The organism is uncultured Jannaschia sp. (genome assembly GCF_947503795.1).
In the GTDB taxonomy this organism is placed as follows: Bacteria; Pseudomonadota; Alphaproteobacteria; order Rhodobacterales; family Rhodobacteraceae; genus Jannaschia.
This window is the reverse complement of sequence record NZ_CANNEZ010000003.1, coordinates 296,022-313,903: the sequence shown is the minus strand read 5'-3', so window position 1 is coordinate 313,903 and position 17,882 is coordinate 296,022. Positions and strand designations below refer to the sequence as shown.

General features: G+C 69.8%; 16 protein-coding genes. 14 read left to right on the top strand and 2 right to left on the bottom strand.

The window, feature by feature from the left end:
- Positions 1 to 63: 63 nt before the first annotated feature.
- The gene (phnD, locus tag Q0833_RS16940; RefSeq protein WP_298437808.1) at positions 64 to 1,032 is read right to left on the bottom strand and encodes a phosphate/phosphite/phosphonate ABC transporter substrate-binding protein; all 969 of its coding nucleotides are present in this window, start codon (positions 1,030 to 1,032) and stop codon (positions 64 to 66) included.
- 180 nt (positions 1,033 to 1,212) lie between these two features.
- Between phnD and Q0833_RS16935 the strand changes: the two genes are divergently transcribed.
- From Q0833_RS16935 to Q0833_RS16870, 14 genes are all read left to right on the top strand, one after another.
- A complete protein-coding gene (locus Q0833_RS16935; protein WP_298437805.1) occupies positions 1,213 to 3,087 on the top strand; it encodes a DEAD/DEAH box helicase in 1,875 nt (624 codons plus the stop codon).
- Between the two features lie 99 nt (positions 3,088 to 3,186).
- Complete coding sequence (locus Q0833_RS16930) at positions 3,187 to 4,227, top strand: C4-dicarboxylate TRAP transporter substrate-binding protein (protein ID WP_298437802.1); 1,041 nt, start codon at positions 3,187 to 3,189, stop codon at positions 4,225 to 4,227.
- Between the two features lie 69 nt (positions 4,228 to 4,296).
- Positions 4,297 to 4,818 carry a TRAP transporter small permease gene (locus Q0833_RS16925; RefSeq protein WP_298437801.1) on the top strand — a complete coding sequence of 174 codons (522 nt, stop codon included), beginning with the start codon at positions 4,297 to 4,299 and terminating at the stop codon, positions 4,816 to 4,818.
- Positions 4,818 to 6,155 carry a TRAP transporter large permease gene (locus Q0833_RS16920; RefSeq protein ID WP_298437798.1) on the top strand — a complete coding sequence of 446 codons (1,338 nt, stop codon included), beginning with the start codon at positions 4,818 to 4,820 and terminating at the stop codon, positions 6,153 to 6,155. The genes Q0833_RS16925 and Q0833_RS16920 overlap by 1 nt, the downstream gene beginning before the upstream one ends.
- Positions 6,155 to 6,979 (top strand): IclR family transcriptional regulator, encoded by an 825-nt coding sequence (locus tag Q0833_RS16915; protein WP_298437795.1) that lies wholly within the window; start codon positions 6,155 to 6,157, stop codon positions 6,977 to 6,979. The genes Q0833_RS16920 and Q0833_RS16915 overlap by 1 nt, the downstream gene beginning before the upstream one ends.
- Positions 6,976 to 9,048: a 3-hydroxyacyl-CoA dehydrogenase NAD-binding domain-containing protein gene (locus Q0833_RS16910; protein WP_298437793.1), complete on the top strand. Its 2,073-nt coding sequence runs from the start codon at positions 6,976 to 6,978 to the stop codon at positions 9,046 to 9,048. The genes Q0833_RS16915 and Q0833_RS16910 overlap by 4 nt, the downstream gene beginning before the upstream one ends.
- Positions 9,045 to 10,235: an acetyl-CoA C-acyltransferase gene (locus Q0833_RS16905; RefSeq protein WP_298437790.1), complete on the top strand. Its 1,191-nt coding sequence runs from the start codon at positions 9,045 to 9,047 to the stop codon at positions 10,233 to 10,235. The genes Q0833_RS16910 and Q0833_RS16905 overlap by 4 nt, the downstream gene beginning before the upstream one ends.
- Entirely contained in the window at positions 10,232 to 11,425 is a 1,194-nt protein-coding gene (locus Q0833_RS16900) for an acyl-CoA dehydrogenase family protein (protein WP_298437787.1), read from the top strand. Before Q0833_RS16905 ends, Q0833_RS16900 begins: the two co-directional genes overlap by 4 nt.
- Position 11,426: 1 nt before the next feature.
- Positions 11,427 to 12,500: an acyl-CoA dehydrogenase family protein gene (locus tag Q0833_RS16895; RefSeq protein WP_298437784.1), complete on the top strand. Its 1,074-nt coding sequence runs from the start codon at positions 11,427 to 11,429 to the stop codon at positions 12,498 to 12,500.
- Position 12,501: 1 nt separating this feature from the next.
- Positions 12,502 to 12,909 carry a PaaI family thioesterase gene (locus tag Q0833_RS16890; protein WP_298437781.1) on the top strand — a complete coding sequence of 136 codons (408 nt, stop codon included), beginning with the start codon at positions 12,502 to 12,504 and terminating at the stop codon, positions 12,907 to 12,909.
- Complete coding sequence (locus Q0833_RS16885; protein WP_298437778.1) at positions 12,906 to 13,685, top strand: oxepin-CoA hydrolase, alternative type; 780 nt, start codon at positions 12,906 to 12,908, stop codon at positions 13,683 to 13,685. The genes Q0833_RS16890 and Q0833_RS16885 overlap by 4 nt, the downstream gene beginning before the upstream one ends.
- Positions 13,682 to 14,677, top strand: a complete 996-nt coding sequence (locus Q0833_RS16880) for a nitronate monooxygenase family protein (protein ID WP_298437775.1) — start codon at positions 13,682 to 13,684, stop codon at positions 14,675 to 14,677. Before Q0833_RS16885 ends, Q0833_RS16880 begins: the two co-directional genes overlap by 4 nt.
- Positions 14,674 to 16,164: a class I adenylate-forming enzyme family protein gene (locus Q0833_RS16875; RefSeq protein WP_298437770.1), complete on the top strand. Its 1,491-nt coding sequence runs from the start codon at positions 14,674 to 14,676 to the stop codon at positions 16,162 to 16,164. Before Q0833_RS16880 ends, Q0833_RS16875 begins: the two co-directional genes overlap by 4 nt.
- Positions 16,165 to 16,176: 12 nt before the next feature.
- Positions 16,177 to 17,394, top strand: coding sequence for an acyl-CoA dehydrogenase (locus tag Q0833_RS16870; protein WP_298437767.1), 1,218 nt, complete (start codon positions 16,177 to 16,179; stop codon positions 17,392 to 17,394).
- Positions 17,395 to 17,425: 31 nt separating this feature from the next.
- Here the strand turns inward: Q0833_RS16870 and Q0833_RS16865 are convergent, their stop codons facing one another.
- On the bottom strand, positions 17,426 to 17,800 hold the full coding sequence (locus Q0833_RS16865) for a DM13 domain-containing protein (RefSeq protein WP_298437763.1): 375 nt from the start codon (positions 17,798 to 17,800) through the stop codon (positions 17,426 to 17,428).
- Between the last annotated feature and the right edge of the window lie 82 nt (positions 17,801 to 17,882).

Genomic DNA, 17,882 nt, shown 5'->3' with positions numbered 1-17,882 from the left:
CCCCGATAAACGCGAGGCGGCCCCTGAAGCCGCCCCGCGCAGTCTTGTGTCACCCGAAGGCGATCATTCGCAAGCGTAGCTGACGCCGTTGGCCGCGTCGATCTTCCGGATCACGTCCCAGAATTCCTGGTACGTCATCTCGATGAACTGCGACTCGCCGCCCTTTCCGAACTCCTCCTCGAGCGAGGTCCCGGCCCAGTCGAACGAGAAGAACGCGTCGCGGATCGCGGTCTGCAGCTCCGGCGTCAGGTTGTGCGCGGTGCCATAGCCCGTCGTGGGAAAGGTCTGGCTGGTATAGATCGTGACGATCTGGTCGGCCTCGATCACGCCGCGCTCGGTCATGCGCGTCTTGACCGTGTTGGCGATCGCCGCGGCCGGGTAGTCCTTGTTGGCCACGCCGAGGATCGAGTTGTCGTGCTTGCCCGAGAAGACCGGCTCGAAATCCTCGCCCGCGGTCATGCCGAACTCGGAGGAGAGGATCGCCGAGGGCGCCTTGAAGCCGGAGTTGGACGTCTCGGAGGTGAAGGCCATCTGGCCGCCGGCGATGTCTGCCACCTCGGTGATGCCGCTGTCGGGATGGGTGATGATCTCCATCTCGTAGCCGAAGGTGCCGTCCTCCGCCGCCATGATGGTGAAGGGCCGGAAGCCCGCGCAGTTCACCGCCAGCGGGTTCGACCCGGTGTTGAAGCCCGCGATATGCAGGCGGCCCGAGCGCATCGCCTCGATCTGGGCGGCGTTGTTCTGGACGGGGAAGAACACGACGTCCTTGCCGGTCGCCGCCTCCAGATGCGTCAGGAAGTCGGCCCAAGCCGTCTCGTAGACGGCGGGATCCTCGACCGGCGTATAGGCGAAGATGAGCGTGTCCGGGTCGACCTGGTCGGCGGCATCCGTGGGGATGTCGGCCAGCAGGTCGCCATCGGTGTCGCAATATCGGTCGTCGAGGTCGCCCCGCTCGCAATCCTGCGCGGCGGCGGGCATCGCGAAGGCCAGCGCGGCCAATGCGACGGCGCCCAGAAGGTGGCTCTTGGTCATCAGATCTCTCCCTGTTTCGGAGCGCTCGGGCCCCGTTCGATCCGCCGGGTCCCTAGCACCGGCGGAATGACGGGAATGTGACACAGCGGCAGACAGTGTCCAGCACTTGCACGGCCCTATACATTCCCGCCCTGCTGGCGTAGCTGCCGCGCCTTGCCCAATCCCACCGGGGACGCGTCCATGAAAGCCACCATCTCCGCCGCGCTCGAAGAGCGGGGCTACCACACGCTCACCCCCGTGCAGGAGGCCGTGCTCGACCCCGCGCTGGAGGGGGCCGACCTCTTGGTGTCGGCTCAGACCGGATCGGGCAAGACGCTGGGCTTCGGACTGGCCATCGCGCCGACGCTTCTGGGCGAGTCCGACCGGTTCGCCGATGCGGGCGCGCCGCTGGCCCTCGTGGTGGCGCCGACACGCGAACTGGCGATGCAGGTCCGGCGCGAGCTGGCGTGGCTCTATGCCAAGGCGGGCGCGCAGATCGCCTCGACCGTCGGCGGCATGGACATGCGCGACGAACGCCGCGGCCTCGCCCGCGGCACCCATGTCGTCGTCGCGACGCCCGGGCGTCTGCGTGACCACATCATGCGCGGCTCGATCGATTTGGGCTCGATCCGCGCCGTCGTGCTGGACGAGGCCGACGAGATGCTGGATCTCGGCTTCCGCGAGGATCTGGAATTCATCCTCGGCGAATGCCCAGAGGACCGTCAGACGCTGATGTTCTCGGCCACCGTCCCCGCCGCCATCGCCAAGCTCGCCGAAAGCTATCAGCGGGACGCCAAGCGTATCGCCACCGCCTCGAAGACCGAAGCCCATGCCGATATCGAGTACCGCGCCCTGAACGTCGCGCCGCATGACGGCGAGAACGCGATCATCAACGTTCTGCGCTTCTACGAGGCACCGAATGCCATCGTCTTCTGCAATACGCGCGCGATGGTGAACCGCCTGACGACGCGCCTGTCGAACCGGGGCTTCCCGGTCGTGGCGCTCTCGGGTGAGCTGACGCAATCCGAGCGGACCAACGCGCTTCAGGCGATGCGCGACGGGCGCGCGCGGGTCTGCGTGGCGACGGATGTCGCGGCGCGCGGCATCGACCTGCCCAATCTGGACCTCGTGATCCATGCCGAACTGCCCACCGGCTCCGACACCCTGCTGCACCGCTCGGGGCGCACGGGCCGGGCCGGGCGCAAGGGGACGAGCGTGATGATCGTGCCGCCCGCCGCCCGCAAGAAGGCGCATCGTCTGATCGGCTGGGCGAAGCTCAAGGCCGAGTGGGCCGACGCGCCCTCGGCCGATGCCGTGCGCGACGCCGACCGTGCCCGGATGCTGGACGATCCCGCCTGGTTCGAGGACATCACCGAGGACGAGAGCGTCACGGTTAACGACCTCGCCGCGCGGTTCACGCCCGAGCAGCTCGCCGCCGGCTACCTGCGCCTGCGGGCCGCACGCCATTCCGCTCCCGAGGAGCTGTCGTCGCCCGGCGAGGCGGCCGCCAAGGCGCAGGCGAAGCGCACCGAGTTCGGACCCAGCCGCTGGTTCCAGGTTTCGGGTGGGCGCGAGGCGGGGCTGGAGCCGCGCCGCCTGCTGCCGATGATCTGCAAGGCCGCCGGCCTCGGACGCGACGATATCGGCGCGATCCGCATCCGCGAGGGCGCAAGCTTCCTGCAGGTGAGCGAAGCCTCCGCTGCTGCCGTTACCAAGCTCGTCGGGTCCGAGATCGAGCCCGGCCTGCGCCTCGACACCGCCGAGGGCCCACCGCCCGATGATCGCAAGCCCGGTGGCTTCAAGCCCGGCGGCCCCAAGGGAAAGCCGCCCTTCAAGGGAAAGGCGCCCTACAAGGGCAAGCCGCGCGAAGATGACGGGGACGCGCCGCGCCCCAAAGGCCCGAAGCCGAAGCCCGCCAAGCCCCATGCCAACCGGCCCGAGGGCGTGGTGAAGGACTGGGCGCCCAAGGGAAAGCCGAAGGGCCCGAAGCCCCCCGCGGGCAGGCCCGACAGCAAGAAGAACAAGGCGCGCGCCGCCGGGAAGGCCAAGCCCCATCGCAAGGGTCCGCCCGCCTGACGACGCCGAGCGGGAGGGCATTGCCTTCCCGCGCTGCGCTCCATAGCCTCCTATTAGTGAAACACTATTCCGCATAGTGGAACTCTGGGAGGAGACATCATGAAATCGTTCGCCATCACGGCTGCCGCGCTGTGCCTTGCCGCCACGTCCGTCGCCGCGCAGACGACGCTCATTCTGGGCGAGGCCGGCCCCAATCGCGGGGCGCGCGCCGCCGCGCTGCAAAGCTTCGTCGACGACGTCGAGGCGCGCACCGAAGGCGCCGTCTCGATCGACGTCCAATGGGGCGGCGCGCTCTTCAAGGCGAATGCCGCCGCCGGGTCCATCGCCGACGGCGTGGCCGACCTCGGCACCGTGATCGGCGTCTATTTCCCGCAGGAGATGGTCGGCTACGGCATCGCCGACCTGCCGCTCCAGAACGCCGATGCCTGGGTGGGGATGCGCGCGACCGATGCGCTGATGCGGTCTTCGGACGCGATCCAGGCCAGCCTCGCCGACCAGAATCTCGTCTATCTCGGAACCTTCACCACCAGCGCCGTCAATATCGGCTGCAAGGACGCCGCGATTCGCAGCGTCGACGATATCGACGGGCTGAAGGTCCGGGGCGTCGGCGCCTATGGCGACACGTTCCGCGACTACGGCGCGAACATGGTCGCGATGTCGATCTACGATGCCTACCAGGGCCTCGACACGGGGCTTCTCGATTGCAGCCAAGGCTATTCCTACGCCGTCGCCGCCCTCAAGCAGCAGGAGGTCATCACCTCCTACACGCTGCTCGACTGGGGCCAGGTCGGCGCGCTCGGCATCTTCATGAACAAGGACGCCTACGACGCGCTCGACCCCGCGGTTCAGACCACGATGGGCGAGGCGGGCATCGCCATGGCCGACACGCTGGGCGAACTCATCACCGCCGATAACGCGCGCGCGGTGCAGACCATGCGCGACGCGGGGGTCGAGATCATCGAGCTGGACGCCGCCGAGCGCGACAAGCTGGTCGAACAGGGCGCGCAATATGTCGACGCCTGGGTCGAGCGGGCCGGACAGGTCGGCCTCGACGGTGCGGCCTTGCTGGAGGAGTATCGCGGTCTTCTGGCCCAATACGCCGCCGAGCGCGACGACCAGGGCTACCCCTGGGACCGCTGACCGGACCCCGATGACCGGATCCCGGTGCGCGCGGCCGCCGCGCGCACCGACACCACCCGAGGACCGCCCATGTTGCACCGCATCGAACGCCTGCTCCTCGACCTCTCCGTGATCGCGATCATGGGGCTGGGCCTGCTGATCACGACCAGCGTCGTGATGCGTGCGACCATGGGCGGCGCCATCCCCGACACGATCGTCATCGTCCGCGAACTGATGGTCGCGGCGATCGTCCTGCCGCTGGCCGCCGCGACGGCCGCACGGTCGCATATCGTCGTCGAGTTCCTCTCGAAGATGATGCCGCCCCGCGTTCAGGACTGGCTGATCGTCGCGGGCAGCCTGGCCGGGGTGCTGGCGCTGTCGCCGCTGATCTACGCGGGCTGGAACGAGCTGGCGAAAACCTGGGCTTCGGGGTCGTTCTTCTTCGGCGAGCTCTCGCTCCCGAAATGGCCGGGCCGCGTGATCTTCCTCGTCGGCATGGTGTTCTGCTGGATCCGCCTGCTGCTGATGGCGGCGACAGACATCCGCACCATCCGCGGGGGCGGCCACTTGGCCGACCCCGAAACCACGCTCGACCTGATGGACCGCCCCTGATGGACGGCACGCTGATCGGCATCGTCGCCTTCGCCAGCGTCATCGGCCTTCTGGCGATCCGCGTGCCCATCGCCTTTGCGCTGGCCGGGGTGGCCACGCTCGGCAGCTTTGTCCTCTTCGCGTTCCGCACGGGCGACTTCACCCCGTGGCGCGCGATCCGGCCCACGACGTCGATGGTGTTCTCGAATTCCTTCGACCTGATCCATTCCTACGACCTGTCGATGATCCCGCTCTTCGTGGCGCTCGGCCACATCGCGTACCGCGCCGACATCACCACCAAGATCTACTACGCCGCGCGCGTCTGGCTGGCCCGCCTGCCCGGCGGCGTGGCCATGGCGAGCGTCGTGGGCTGCGGCGGCTTCTCGGCCATCACCGGGTCATCCATCGCCTGTGCCTCGACCATGGGGCGCATCTGCTCGCCCGAGATGCTGCGTATGGGCTATGACAAGCGGCTGGCCACGGCGAGCGTCGCGGCGGGCGGCACGCTCGGCTCGCTGATCCCGCCCTCGGTCCTCTTCATCATCTACGGCATCTTCACCGAGACCTCGATCTCGGCGCTGTTCCTCGCGGGCATCCTGCCGGGGCTCCTGTCGCTTGCGGGGTTCATCCTCGTGATCGCGGTCTGGGTCTGGCGCGATCCTGCCGCCGCCCCCATCCCCGAAGGGACGACGACGATGCGCGACCGGGGCCGCGCCGCGCTCGACGCATGGCCCGCCGTCGCCCTCTTCGCTGTGATCGTCGGCGGCATCTATGGGGGCATCTTCACCGCGACCGAGGCCGCGGCCGTCTGCGTCACGATGGCCGTCCTCATCGGATTCGCCCAGCGCAAGCTGACCTTCGCCGCACTCTGGGAGGCGCTCCGCGAGACGGCGATCCAGACGGCGAGCATCTTCCTCATCGCCGCCGCCGCCAAGATCTTCGTCGCCTTCATCGCCCTGACAGGCGTCGCCCCCGATATCGTCGGCGCGGTCACAGCGGCCGAGTTCTCGCCCCTTGTCCTTCTGATCGCCATCGCCGCGATCTACCTTTTGCTGGGCATGTTCCTCGACCCGATCGGGATCATGGTCCTGACGCTGCCCCTGATGATCCCGCTGGTCGAGACCTACGGCTTCGACCTGATCTGGTTCGGCGTCGTGGTCATCAAGCTGCTCGAGATCGGGCTCATCACCCCGCCCGTCGGCCTGAACGTCTTCGTCATCGCCAACGTGGTCGGAAAAGAGGTGCCGCTCGACCGCATCTTCGCGGGCATCCTGCGCTTCCTGACGGTGGACGTCATCGTCCTGATCCTCATCATGGCCTTTCCGATCATCTCGCTCTTGATCCCCGGAGGCCTCTGATGGACGACCGCCGCTTCGCCACGACACTCGCCCGCGGATTGTCCGTCCTGCGCGCCTTTCGGGCAGGCGACGATGGCCTGGGCAATGCCGAGATCGCCGAACGGACGGGCCTGCCGAAATCGACCGTCTCGCGGCTGACCTTCACGCTGCAATCGCTGGGCTACCTGACCCACACGCGCCGCCACGACCGCTACCGGCCCGGCCCGGCGCTCCTGGTGCTGGGAAACCTCGCCGCCGCCTCGATCAGCTTCGTCGAGATCGCCGCCCCCCTGATGCAGCGGCTGGCCGACGAGACAGGCACGATGTCACTGCTCCTCGTGCGTGACGGCGGGCACATGCTGATCGTGCGGACGTGGCGGCCAAAGGGGATCGCGTCGCTCTGGCTCGAGGTCGGGGCGCGGCCGCCGCTCAACGGCTCCTCCTCGGGGCACGCGCTTCTGGGCACGCTGCCCGCCGAGACCTTCGGCGACGTCGTGACCGAAGCCGATGGCGCGCGTGGCCTGACGCCCGCGCGTGCCGGGACGATCCGCCGGGACGCGGCGGGACAGCTTCTGGCGCAGGGCTATGTCATCGCGGACCCGGCTGAGTACTTCGCGGCCAATATCCATGCCGTCGCGGTGCCGTTCCATCCCCGCGACTTGGGCGAGCCTGTGGTCTTCACCTGCGGCGCACTGCCCGAGATGCTCCCGGTCGAGGCGATGGAGGGCCGCGTCGGCCCGGCGCTACGCGACACCGTCCGCGAGTTGGAGCGCATCATGGGCCAGCCGCCCGCCCCCGCCCCGATCCCCGAGGCGGCGGATATCGACACCCGGAGGCCCGCATGACGACGCCCGTGACCTACGACCTCGACGACGGCATCGCATGGATCACCGTCGCCAACCCGCCGGTCAATGCGCTGGGCCATGCCGTGCGCGCCGGTCTCCACGACGCTATCGCGCGCTTCGGCGCCGATGGCGACGCAGAGGTCGCGGTCGTGATGGGCGGCGGACGCCTGTTCCTGGGCGGAGCGGACATCACTGAATTCGGCAAGCCCGTGCAGGCGCCGTCGCTGCCGGAGGTGGTGAGCGCGATCGAGGCCAGCCCGAAGCCTGTCCTCGCCGCGATCCACGGGGCGGCATTGGGCGGCGGGCTGGAGGTCGCGCTCGGCTGCCACTGGCGGCTGGCGATGCCGGGCACCGTACTGGGCCTGCCCGAGGTGACGCTGGGCATCCTGCCGGGCGCGGGCGGCACCCAGCGGACCCCGCGCCTGATCGGGCTCGAGGCGGCGGGCGAGATGATCGCCAGCGGCAAGCCTGTCGACCCCGAGACGGCATGCGAGATGGGCCTGATCGACCGGGTGGGCGAGGGAGACCTGCGCGACGCCGCACGGCGCTTCGCCGACGAGCTGCGTGGCGACCCCCCGCGCCGGACCCGCGACCGTGCTGTGCCCACGGGCGACCTTTCGGACCTCCGCGACCGCACGGCCGCGCGTACGGTGGGACAGGTCGCGCCGGTGACCGCCATCGACGCAATCATGGCCGCGACAGGCGGCGATTTCGAGGCCGGTCTGGCCGAGGAGCGGCGCCTGTTCCTCGAGCTGGTCGAAACCCCCCAGCGCGCGGGCCTGATCCACGCGTTCTTCACCGATCGCGCCGTCTCGAAGGTGCCGGGGCTGGACGCGACGCCGCGCGACATCGCCCGGATCGGCGTCATCGGCGGCGGCACGATGGGCGCGGGCATCGCGACGTCGGCACTCCTCGCCGGGCTCGACGTCACGCTGGTCGAGCGGGACGCGGACAGCGCCAACCGGGCCGCCGCAACCGTCGGCGCCAATCTCGATGCGGCCGTCAAGCGCGGCAAGCTCGCCCCCGAGGCCCGCGCCGATCCGCCCTTCCGCACCGCGACCGACTATGGCGCGTTATCCGACGCCGACCTCGCGATCGAGGCGGTGTTCGAAGACATGGCCGTCAAGCGCGAGGTCTTCGCCGCGCTCGACGCCGTCCTGCGTCCCGGTGCGATCCTCGCGACCAACACCTCCTATCTCGACGTGGCAGAGATCGCCGCCGCGACCAGCCGGCCCGCCGACGTGATCGGCCTGCATTTCTTCTCGCCAGCCCATGTCATGAAACTGCTCGAGATCGTCGTGCCGGACAGCACCGCCCCCGACGTCACCTCCACGGCCTTCGCGCTGGCCAGGCGGCTGGGCAAGATCGGTGTGCGGGCAGGCGTCTGCGACGGCTTCATCGGCAACCGTATCCTTTCGGCCTATCGCCGCGCCGCCGACGATATGGTGCTCGACGGGGCGCATCCCTACGAGGTGGATCGCGCGATCCGGGGCTTCGGCTTCCCGATGGGACCTTACCAGGTCTCTGATCTCGCCGGGCTCGATATCGGATTCGCGACCCGCGAGCGGAAGGCCCCCGAGGCCGGCCCCCACGACCGCCGCCCGGTCTTCGCCGACCGGCTCTACCACGCGGGTCGGCTGGGGCGGAAAACCGGCAAGGGCTACTACGATTACGCGGACGACAGGCGCGGGGCCGAGGACCCGGACGTCACCGAGATCGTCGAGGCCACGCGCCGCGACCTCGGGCTGACGCCGCGGGACTTCGATGACGCGGAGATCGTCGCCCGCTACATGGCCGCGATGGTCAACGAGGCGGCGCGGGTCGTCGAGGAGGGCATCGCCGCGCGCCCGCTCGATGTCGACGCGGTGCTGCTCCACGGCTACGGCTTCCCGCGCTGGCGGGGCGGGCCGATGCACTGGGCCGACCAGCATGGCCTCGGGCGCATCGTCACCGATATCGAACGCTTCGCCGAACACGACCCCCATGCGTGGCAGGTCGCACCGCTCCTGCGCCGGTTGGCCGAAAGCGGCGGGGCGTTCGCGGATCTCAACAAGAAGGACGCCATATGACCGATGCCGTCATTGTCTCGACGGCCCGCACGCCCATCGGCAAGGCCGGGCGCGGGTCGTTCAACGCGACCCACGGGGCGACACTCGGCGGGCATGTCGCCGCCGCCGCCGTCACGCGCGCGGGGCTCGACCCGAACCTGGTCGAGGACAGCATCTGGGGCTGCGGCTATCCCGAGCACGCGACAGGCGGCAACATCGCCCGCCAGATCGTGCTGCGCGCGGGCCTGCCGGACGGCATCGCGGGGGCCACAGTCAATCGCTTCTGCGCCAGCGGCCTGCAGGCGATCGCACAGGGGGGCCACATGATCGCGGCCGAGGGTGCCGAGGCCGTCCTGGTCGGCGGGCTGGAGAGCATCAGCCTCAACCTGCCGCCGCCCCGCCATTCGCGCGAGGCATGGATCGAGGCGCATCGCCCCGACCTCTACCTGTCGATGATCGAAACGGCGGATATCGTCGCCGCGCGCTACGGCGTGTCCCGTGCCGATCAGGACGCGCTGGCGCTGGCGAGCCAGCAGCGCACCGCGGCAGCACAAGAGGCCGGACGCTTCGACGCCGAGATCGCGCCGATCACCGCGACGATGGAGGTGAAGGACCGCGACACCGGCGAGACCGCCCTGCGCGAGGTCACGGTGTCACGCGATGAATGCAACCGGCCCGCGACGACGCGGGAAGGGCTGGCCGGGCTCGACCCCGTGCGCGGTCCCGACCAATTCGTCACGGCGGGCAACGCGTCCCAACTCTCGGACGGCGCGGCGGCGCTGGTGATGACGAGCGAGGCCGCCGCGACGCGCGAAGGACTGACGCCGCTGGGCGCGTTCCGGGGCTTCGCCGTCGCGGGCTGCGCGCCCGACGAGATGGGCATCGGCCCGGTCTTCGCGGTGCCCCGCCTCCTCGAACGCCACGGCCTTACGGTGGACGACATCGACCTCTGGGAGCTCAATGAGGCCTTCGCTTCCCAAGCGATCTATTGCCGCGACCGGCTCGGGATCGACGACGACCGGATGAACGTGGACGGCGGCTCGATCTCGGTCGGCCACCCGTTCGGCATGACCGGGGCGCGGATGGCGATGCATCTGTTGCATGAGGGGCGACGGCGCGGCGCGAAATGGGGCGTCGTCACCATGTGCATCGGCGGCGGCCAGGGGGCGGCGGGCCTCTTCGAAATCTATCCCGGAGACGCGACATGAACCTCGACTACACCGAAGACCAGCGCGCCTTCCGCGACGAGGTGCGCGCGTTCCTCGACGCCGAACTGCCCGATCGCCTGACCGACCGAGGCCGGGCGGGGCGCGCGCTGACCAAGGCCGATCACGAGGAATGGCACGCCATACTGAACGCGAAGGGCTGGCTCGCGGGGAACTGGCCCGCCGAGCACGGCGGCGCGGGATGGGACGCCGTACAGCGCCATATCTTCGAGGACGAGACGACCGCGCGCGGCGCGCCCCGGATCGTGCCCTTCGGCATCGCGATGCTGGGGCCGGTGCTGCAGAAATTCGGCTCGCCGGCGCAGCAGGCGCATTACCTGCCGCGCATCCTCGACGGCACCGACTGGTGGTGCCAGGGCTACTCCGAGCCCGGCGCCGGCTCCGATCTGGCAAGCCTGCGCTGCGAAGCGATGCGCGACGGCGACCACTACGTCGTCAACGGCCAGAAGACCTGGACCACGCTGGGGCAGTATGCAGACCACATCTTCTGCCTCGTGCGGACCTCGAAGGAGGGCAAGCCGCAGGAGGGGATCAGCTTCCTGTTGATCGACATGACAACGCCCGGCGTCGAGGTCCGGCCCATCGTCCTGATCGACGGCAGCGCCGAGGTGAACGAAGTCTGGTTCACCGATGTCCGCGTGCCCGTCACCAACCTCGTGGGCGAAGAGAACAAGGGCTGGACCTATGCCAAGTACCTCCTGACCCACGAGCGGACGAATATCGCGGGCGTCGGCTTCGCCAATGCGGGTCTCGACAGCCTCAAGCGGATCGCGGCCGCCGAGATGGACGGCGATGCGCCGCTGGCCGCGAACCCCCATTTCGCCGCCCGCGTGGCACGGGTCGAGATCGACCTGATGGCGATGGCGACGACCAACCTGCGCGTTGTCTCGGCCGCCGCCGCGGGACAGGCGCCGGGCGCTGAATCCTCGATGCTCAAGATCAAGGGCACCGTCATCCGGCAGGAGATCAACGCCCTGACCAAGCTCGCCGTCGGGCCCTACGCGCTGCCCTTCCAGTCCGAGGCGGTCGAGGGCGACAACGAAGGCCCCATCGGTCCCGACCATGCCACGCGGGCGACCGGACAGTATCTCAACAACCGCAAGCTTTCGATCTACGGCGGGTCCAACGAGATCCAGCGGTCGATCATCGCCAAGACCATGCTGGAGCTCTGACATGAATTTCGAGCTGAGCGACGAAGGCCGGATGCTGCAGGACGGTCTGCGGCGGTATCTGGCGGATGCCTACGACGCAACGGGCCGGGCCGAGGCGGCGAACGCGCCCGGCGGCTTCGCCCCGCGCATCTGGTCGGGGCTGGCCGAGATGGGCGTGATCGGCGCCCTCTTCCCTGAAGAGGTCGGCGGCTTCGGCGGGACCGGCTTCGACATCGCGCTGGTCTTCGAGGAGATGGGCCGCGCAGGCGCGGTCGATCCGCTACTCGACACCGGTATCCTCGGGGGTGCGCTGCTTGCGGCCTGCGGCGCGGAGATCGACGGCGTGATCGACGGCACGGCTCAGATCGCCGTGGCCATCGGTGAACCCGGCGGGCGCTACGACCCGATGCGTGTCGCGGCCAAGGCCACCCCGGATGGCGACCGCTGGCGGTTGGACGGGCGAAAGGCAGTCGTCGTCAACGCGCCCGCCGCGGATCGCGTGCTGGTAACAGCGCGCGACGACGACCGGATCGGCCTTTACGAGGTGGCGCCGTCCACACTGGACCTTCGGGCCTACCCGCTGGTCGGCGGGGGCATGGCAGCGGAGGTGACGCTCGACGGCGCCCCCGCCTCGCGGTTGGCCGACGACGCGAGCGACATGATCCAGGCGGCCCTCGCGCGGGCGGTGCTGGCCCAATGCGCCGAGGCCTTGGGGCTGATGGAGGCGATCCGTGCACTGACCACCGACTACCTCCGGACCCGCAAGCAGTTCGGCCGCCCCATCGGCACGTTCCAGGTCCTGCAACACCGCATGGCCGACCTGCTGATCGAGATCGAACAGGCGCGCTCCGCCGTCATCAACCTTGCCGGGAATGTCGACGGGCCCGATCGCGACCGCCACGTCGCCGCGACAAAGAACCTCGTCTCGGAGGTCGCGCGGCTGGTCGTCGAGGAGGCGATCCAGATGCATGGCGGGATCGGGATGACGCAGGAATACGATCTCGGGCACCTCGCCAAGCGGCTTTCGATGGTCGAGCACCGCTTCGGTGACGCGATGCATCACATGCAGCGCTTCATCGCGCTGACGGCGGCCTGACATGACCGGAGTGATCCGGGACGAGACCGGCACCCAGCGCCTGCTCGGCTACGTGCTCGACGTCTCCGACCCGGCCTCCGCACGCTGCCGGTTGGAGCTGACGGAAGACCACACCAACCGCCACGGCGCGCTGCATGGCGGGATCGCGGCGGCGGTGCTGGACAACGCGCTGGGCGCGACCGCCAGCCTGACGGTGGACGCCACCGGCACCGCGCCCTTCCTGACGGTGTCCATGACACTGAACTTCCACGCCCCGGCCCATGCGGGCGACCATCTCGAAGCCACGGGCCGGGTTACCGGCGGGGGACGTTCACTGATCTTCGTGGCGGGCGAGTTGCGGACCCCCGACCGCCTGATCGCGACCGCCACCGGCGTCTTCAAGCGCGTCCCGCCGGAGCGGCTGGCATGATCGCGCGGATCGACGATCACGGCGACCGCCTCGTGGTGGTGAACGCCAACAGCGCCAAGCGAAACGCCCTCTCGCCCGAGTATTACGCCGTGTTGGCCGAGGCGCTCGACCGGGCCGAACGCGGCGGCCTCGCGGCGCTGATCCTGCATGGCGAGGGTGGCTATTTCTGCGCGGGGGGCGACCTCGCGCAGATCGCGACCCGCCGCGAGCTGCCCGAACCCGAGCGCGTCGCCCGGATCGAGGCGCTGCATGACCTGATTCGCGGCGTGATGGCCTGTCCCGTTCCGGTCATGGCCGCCATCGAAGGCGGGGCCGCGGGCGCGGGCGCGTCGATCGCCTTCGCTTGCGACATGATCGTGGCGGCGCGCGGGGCCACGGTCTCGGCGGCCTACGTCAAGGCGGGGCTGGTGCCCGATGGCGGGCTGACGGCGAACCTCGCCACCTGCCTGCCCCGTCCGATGCTGATGCGCATGGCGCTGACCGGCGAGGCGGTTGCGGTCGAACGGCTGCACGAGCTGGGCGCGATCGGCGACCTCTGCGCGCCGGGCGACGCACTGGCCGCGGCCCACGCGCTGGCCGACCGGCTCGCCGACGGCCCCATCGCTGCGCAGACCCGGATCAAGCGGCTGGTCGCCACCGCCTACACCGACGATCCCCGCGTCCAGCTCGATGCCGAACGCGATGCCATGGCCGCCGCCGTCGCCGCCCCCGAGGCGGCCGAGGGCATCGCCGCCTTCCTCGAACGGCGCCGCCCGGATTTCCGGTCCGCGCGATGACCGACCCTGTGTTCGACACCCCCGTCACCCGCGCCTTCGGGACCCGCCTGCCGATTGTCGCGGGCGGGCTGATGTGGCTCTCGGACGCGGACTACGTCGCCGCCTGCGCCCATGCCGGGATCATCGGCTTCATCACGGCGGCCAGCTTTCCCGATCCGGACGACCTCTGCGCCCAGATCGCACGCGCGCGCGACCTCTGCGACGGACGCGCCTTCGGGGTAAACGTCTCCATGCTGCCGAAGCTGGTCGAAGGCGAGACCGTGGCCGAGACCTTCCGCCTGATCGCGGGCGAGGGGGTGCGCTTCGTCGAGACCTCGGGCCGCAACCCCGAGCCCTACCTGCCGATCCTGCGGGACGCGGGCATCACCGTGCTCCACAAGGTGCCGTCGGTGCGCTTCGCCCAGAAGGCGCAATCGGTCGGCGTCGACATGGTCTCGATCGTCGGCGCGGAATGCGGCGGGCATCCGGGACTCGACCTGATCGGCACCGTCGTCAACGAGGCGCTGGCCGAGCGCCGCCTCTCGATCCCCTTCCTCATCGGCGGCGGCATCGGCGCGGGCAGCCAGATCATCGGCGCACTGGCCGCGGGCGCGGCGGGCGTCGTCATCGGCACACGGTTCCTCGTGGCCGAGGAATTGGGCGCGCATATCGGCTACAAGCAGGCGCTGGTCGACGCGTCCGAGCGCGACACCCTCCTGACGATGGCGAGCGTGCGCAACACGATCCGGACGCTGGCCAACGACACCGCGCGCGAGGTCGCAACGCTGGAGCGGGACGAACCCGGGATCGGCATCGACCGGCTGATGCCGCTGGTCGCGGGCCGGATCGGACGCGACGCCTACCGAAGCGGCGACGTCTCGCGCGGAATGCTCTCGGCGGGGCAGTCGCTGGGGCTGACCGACCGCATCGCGCCTCTCGCCGGGATCGTCGCCGAACTGGAGGCCGAGGCCATGGTCGCGCTCGCTCGCCTCAGACCAGCGAGGGCGTCATGACCGACCCCGTGCACCTGATGGTCGAGGCCGCCGCCGCCGACCGCCCCGACGCCTTGGCCATCCGCGACTGCGACGGCCGCGACGTGACATATGCCGCGCATCTCGACGCCATCCGCACCGCTGCCACCATGCTGCGCGACGCGGGCCTCCGCCCCGGCGACCGGCTCGGCATCGTGGCCGAGAATTGCCACGCGACGACCGTCCTGATCTTCGCCGCCTCGATGACGGGTGCGGTTGCGGTGCCCGTCAACGCGCGGATGAGCGCGGCGGAACTCGCGCGCATCATCGACCATGCCGGACCGCGCGTCGTCGCCTTCACCACCGGCATCTCGCCCGACGCCGCGGCCCATGCGGACGCCGCGGGCGCGACCGGCCACGATACCGCCATCGGGCGCATCGCGCTGGCGCCGGGCGCGCCCCACGACCACGCGACGACGCCCGACACGGCCGTGATCCTCTACACCACGGGGACGACGGGCGACCCGAAGGGCGTCATGCTGACTCATGGCAACCTGCGCTTCGCCGGCCGCACCTCCGCGGACCTCAGGACGATGGGGCCGGACGACCTCGTCTACGGCGTCCTGCCGATGACCCATGTCTTCGGGCTGGCCTCGATGCTGATGGCCGCCACGTCGGTCGGCGCGGCGATCCAGCTCGAGGCGCGGTTCGATCCCGAGGCGCTGCACCGCGCGCTGACAGGCGGGGTGACGATCTTTCCGGGTGTGCCGCAGATGCATGCGATCTTAATGGCCCACGTCGCGAAACAGGGTCTCGACCGGCTGGAGGGCACGGCGCTGCGCTACGTCTCCTCGGGGGCGGCCCCGCTCGATCCCGCCTGGAAGCGGAAGGCGGAGGCGTTCTACGGCCTGCCCCTGCAGAACGGCTACGGCATGACCGAGACGACGGCGGGCATCTGCGGCACCCGTAACCCGATCGGGCAGCCCGATGTCAGCGTCGGCCCGCCCCTGCCCGGCATCGAGATCGACCTCGACACGGCGGCGGGCGGCGACGACCCGACCGTGGGCGAAATCCGCACGCGCGGGCCGCATGTGATGGACGGCTACTACCGCAACCCGGAGGCGACGCGCACCGTGCTGGACGCGGCGGGCTGGATGCGCACGGGCGACTTGGGCCGCATCGAGGACGGCGTCCTGCATGTCGTCGGCCGCTCGAAGGAGCTGATTATCCGGGGCGGCTTCAACGTCTATCCGCCCGAGGTGGAGGCCGCGCTGAACGATCATCCGGACGTCATTCAATGCGCCGTGATCGGGCGCGCGGTGGATGGCGACGAGGAGGTGCTGGCCTTCGTGCAATGCGCCGATCCCGATGCGCTCGACCTGGACGAACTGCGCGCCTTTGCCGCCGCCCGCCTCTCGGCCTACAAGCGTCCGGCGCAGATTGTCGCGGCGACGGCCCTTCCCGCCGCCCCCACCGGCAAGATACTGAAGCACCGACTGACGAGTGTTTTCGCCGACCGCCTGACCTGAAGGAGCACGCCCATGCCCAAGGACACCCACGCCCCCGGCTTCGGCCCCGATCTCGGCCAGTTCGACTGGGCCGATCCCTTCCGCCTCGAGGACCAGCTCTCGGAGGAGGAGCGGATGCTGCGCGACGCCGCCGCGACCTTCGCCGAGGCCGAGATGCAGCCCATAGTCCGCGAGGCTTATGCCGGCGAGACGGTCAATCCCGGCATGTTCCCGAAGATGGGCGCGGCGGGCCTGCTCGGGGCGACGCTGCCCGAGGAATATGGCGGCCTGGGTGCCAGCTACGTGACCTACGGCCTCATCGCGCGCGAGATCGAGCGCGTCGATTCCGGCTATCGGTCGATGATGTCGGTGCAATCGTCGCTCGTGATGTATCCGATCCACGCCTACGGCTCCGAGGAGCAGCGCCAGAAATACCTGCCCGGCCTCGCCTCGGGCGAGTTGATCGGCTGCTTCGGCCTGACCGAACCCGACGCGGGCTCGGACCCGGCCGGCATGAAGACGCGCGCGGTGAAGACCGACACCGGCTACCGCCTGACAGGCGCCAAGATGTGGATCTCGAACGCGCCCTTCGCCGACGTGTTCGTCGTCTGGGCCAAGTCCGAGGCCCATGACGGCAAGATCCGGGGCTTCGTTCTGGAAAAGGGCATGACGGGCCTGAGCGCGCCGACCATCAAGGGCAAGCAATCCTTGCGCGCCTCGACCACGGGCGAGATCGTGATGGACGGCGTCGAAGTGGGCGAGGACGCGCTTCTGCCGAACGTGCAGGGCCTGAAGGGCCCGTTCGGATGCCTCAACCGGGCACGCTACGGCATCGCCTGGGGCGTCATGGGCGCGGCCGAGGCGTGCTGGCACGCGGCGCGGCAATACGGCCTCGACCGCAAGCAGTTCGGCAAGCCGCTGGCCCAGACCCAGCTCTTCCAGAAGAAGCTCGCGGACATGCAGACCGAGATCGCGCTTGGCCTGCAGGCCGCGCTCCAGGTCGGCCGCCTGATGGATGAGGGGAAGGCCGCCCCCGAGATGATCTCGCTCATCAAGCGCAACAATTGCGGCAAGGCGCTGGAGATCGCGCGGCTGGCCCGCGACATGCATGGCGGCAACGGCATCTCCGAGGAATACGGCGTCATCCGGCACATGATGAACCTCGAGACGGTGAACACCTACGAGGGGACGCATGACGTCCACGCCCTGATCCTCGGGCGGGCGCAGACCGGGCTGCAGGCGTTCTTCTAGGGGCGCGGGACGGACCGCGCCCCCGGAACGGTCAGCCGAGCTTGGCCACGGCGAGCGGCACGTTGTATTGCTCGCACCAGATCCAGATCTCGTTGTATTGCGACGGATCGATCCCGGCGGGCAGCGTGTAGCTCGACGCGCCTGACGTGGATTTCAGCGGACCCATAAGCGTCTTGGCGTCGTAGCCGTCGCGGCCCAGCGCGATCTTGGGATCGGGCGCGCTGCCGAAGGTGAAATCCGCGAGCAGGTTGACCTGGTTGCCCGCCAGCTCGGCGGTGCCGCCCGCGCCGTAGCGCGCCGCACCCGTGAAGGTGCCGAGGCGGCCATGGCCACCGGCAAGGGCGGGAAGGGTCACGAGGCCCGCGGCCGTGGCGGCGGCGGTGGTGAGGAAGGAACGACGGTTCATGGGTAGGGTCCTTTCGATTTGCGTTGCCCCGACCCTGCGACGCCGCGCCACACCTGGCCATCCCCCCGCACGGCGATGTGAC

Bases quoted from the DNA above. Each gene is read 5' to 3' on its own strand.
- phnD (WP_298437808.1), bottom strand. From the start codon at position 1,032: ATGACCAAGAGCCACCTTCTGGGCGCCGTCGCATTGGCCGCGCTGGCC.
- Q0833_RS16870 (WP_298437767.1), top strand. From the start codon at position 16,177: ATGCCCAAGGACACCCACGCCCCCGGCTTCGGCCCCGATCTCGGCCAG.
- Q0833_RS16890 (WP_298437781.1), top strand. From the start codon at position 12,502: ATGACCGGAGTGATCCGGGACGAGACCGGCACCCAGCGCCTGCTCGGC.
- Q0833_RS16925 (WP_298437801.1), top strand. From the start codon at position 4,297: ATGTTGCACCGCATCGAACGCCTGCTCCTCGACCTCTCCGTGATCGCG.
- Q0833_RS16865 (WP_298437763.1), bottom strand. From the start codon at position 17,800: ATGAACCGTCGTTCCTTCCTCACCACCGCCGCCGCCACGGCCGCGGGC.
- Q0833_RS16930 (WP_298437802.1), top strand. From the start codon at position 3,187: ATGAAATCGTTCGCCATCACGGCTGCCGCGCTGTGCCTTGCCGCCACG.
- Q0833_RS16895 (WP_298437784.1), top strand. From the start codon at position 11,427: ATGAATTTCGAGCTGAGCGACGAAGGCCGGATGCTGCAGGACGGTCTG.
- Q0833_RS16905 (WP_298437790.1), top strand. From the start codon at position 9,045: ATGACCGATGCCGTCATTGTCTCGACGGCCCGCACGCCCATCGGCAAG.
- Q0833_RS16880 (WP_298437775.1), top strand. From the start codon at position 13,682: ATGACCGACCCTGTGTTCGACACCCCCGTCACCCGCGCCTTCGGGACC.
- Q0833_RS16885 (WP_298437778.1), top strand. From the start codon at position 12,906: ATGATCGCGCGGATCGACGATCACGGCGACCGCCTCGTGGTGGTGAAC.
- Q0833_RS16935 (WP_298437805.1), top strand. From the start codon at position 1,213: ATGAAAGCCACCATCTCCGCCGCGCTCGAAGAGCGGGGCTACCACACG.
- Q0833_RS16900 (WP_298437787.1), top strand. From the start codon at position 10,232: ATGAACCTCGACTACACCGAAGACCAGCGCGCCTTCCGCGACGAGGTG.
- Q0833_RS16920 (WP_298437798.1), top strand. From the start codon at position 4,818: ATGGACGGCACGCTGATCGGCATCGTCGCCTTCGCCAGCGTCATCGGC.
- Q0833_RS16910 (WP_298437793.1), top strand. From the start codon at position 6,976: ATGACGACGCCCGTGACCTACGACCTCGACGACGGCATCGCATGGATC.
- Q0833_RS16875 (WP_298437770.1), top strand. From the start codon at position 14,674: ATGACCGACCCCGTGCACCTGATGGTCGAGGCCGCCGCCGCCGACCGC.
- Q0833_RS16915 (WP_298437795.1), top strand. From the start codon at position 6,155: ATGGACGACCGCCGCTTCGCCACGACACTCGCCCGCGGATTGTCCGTC.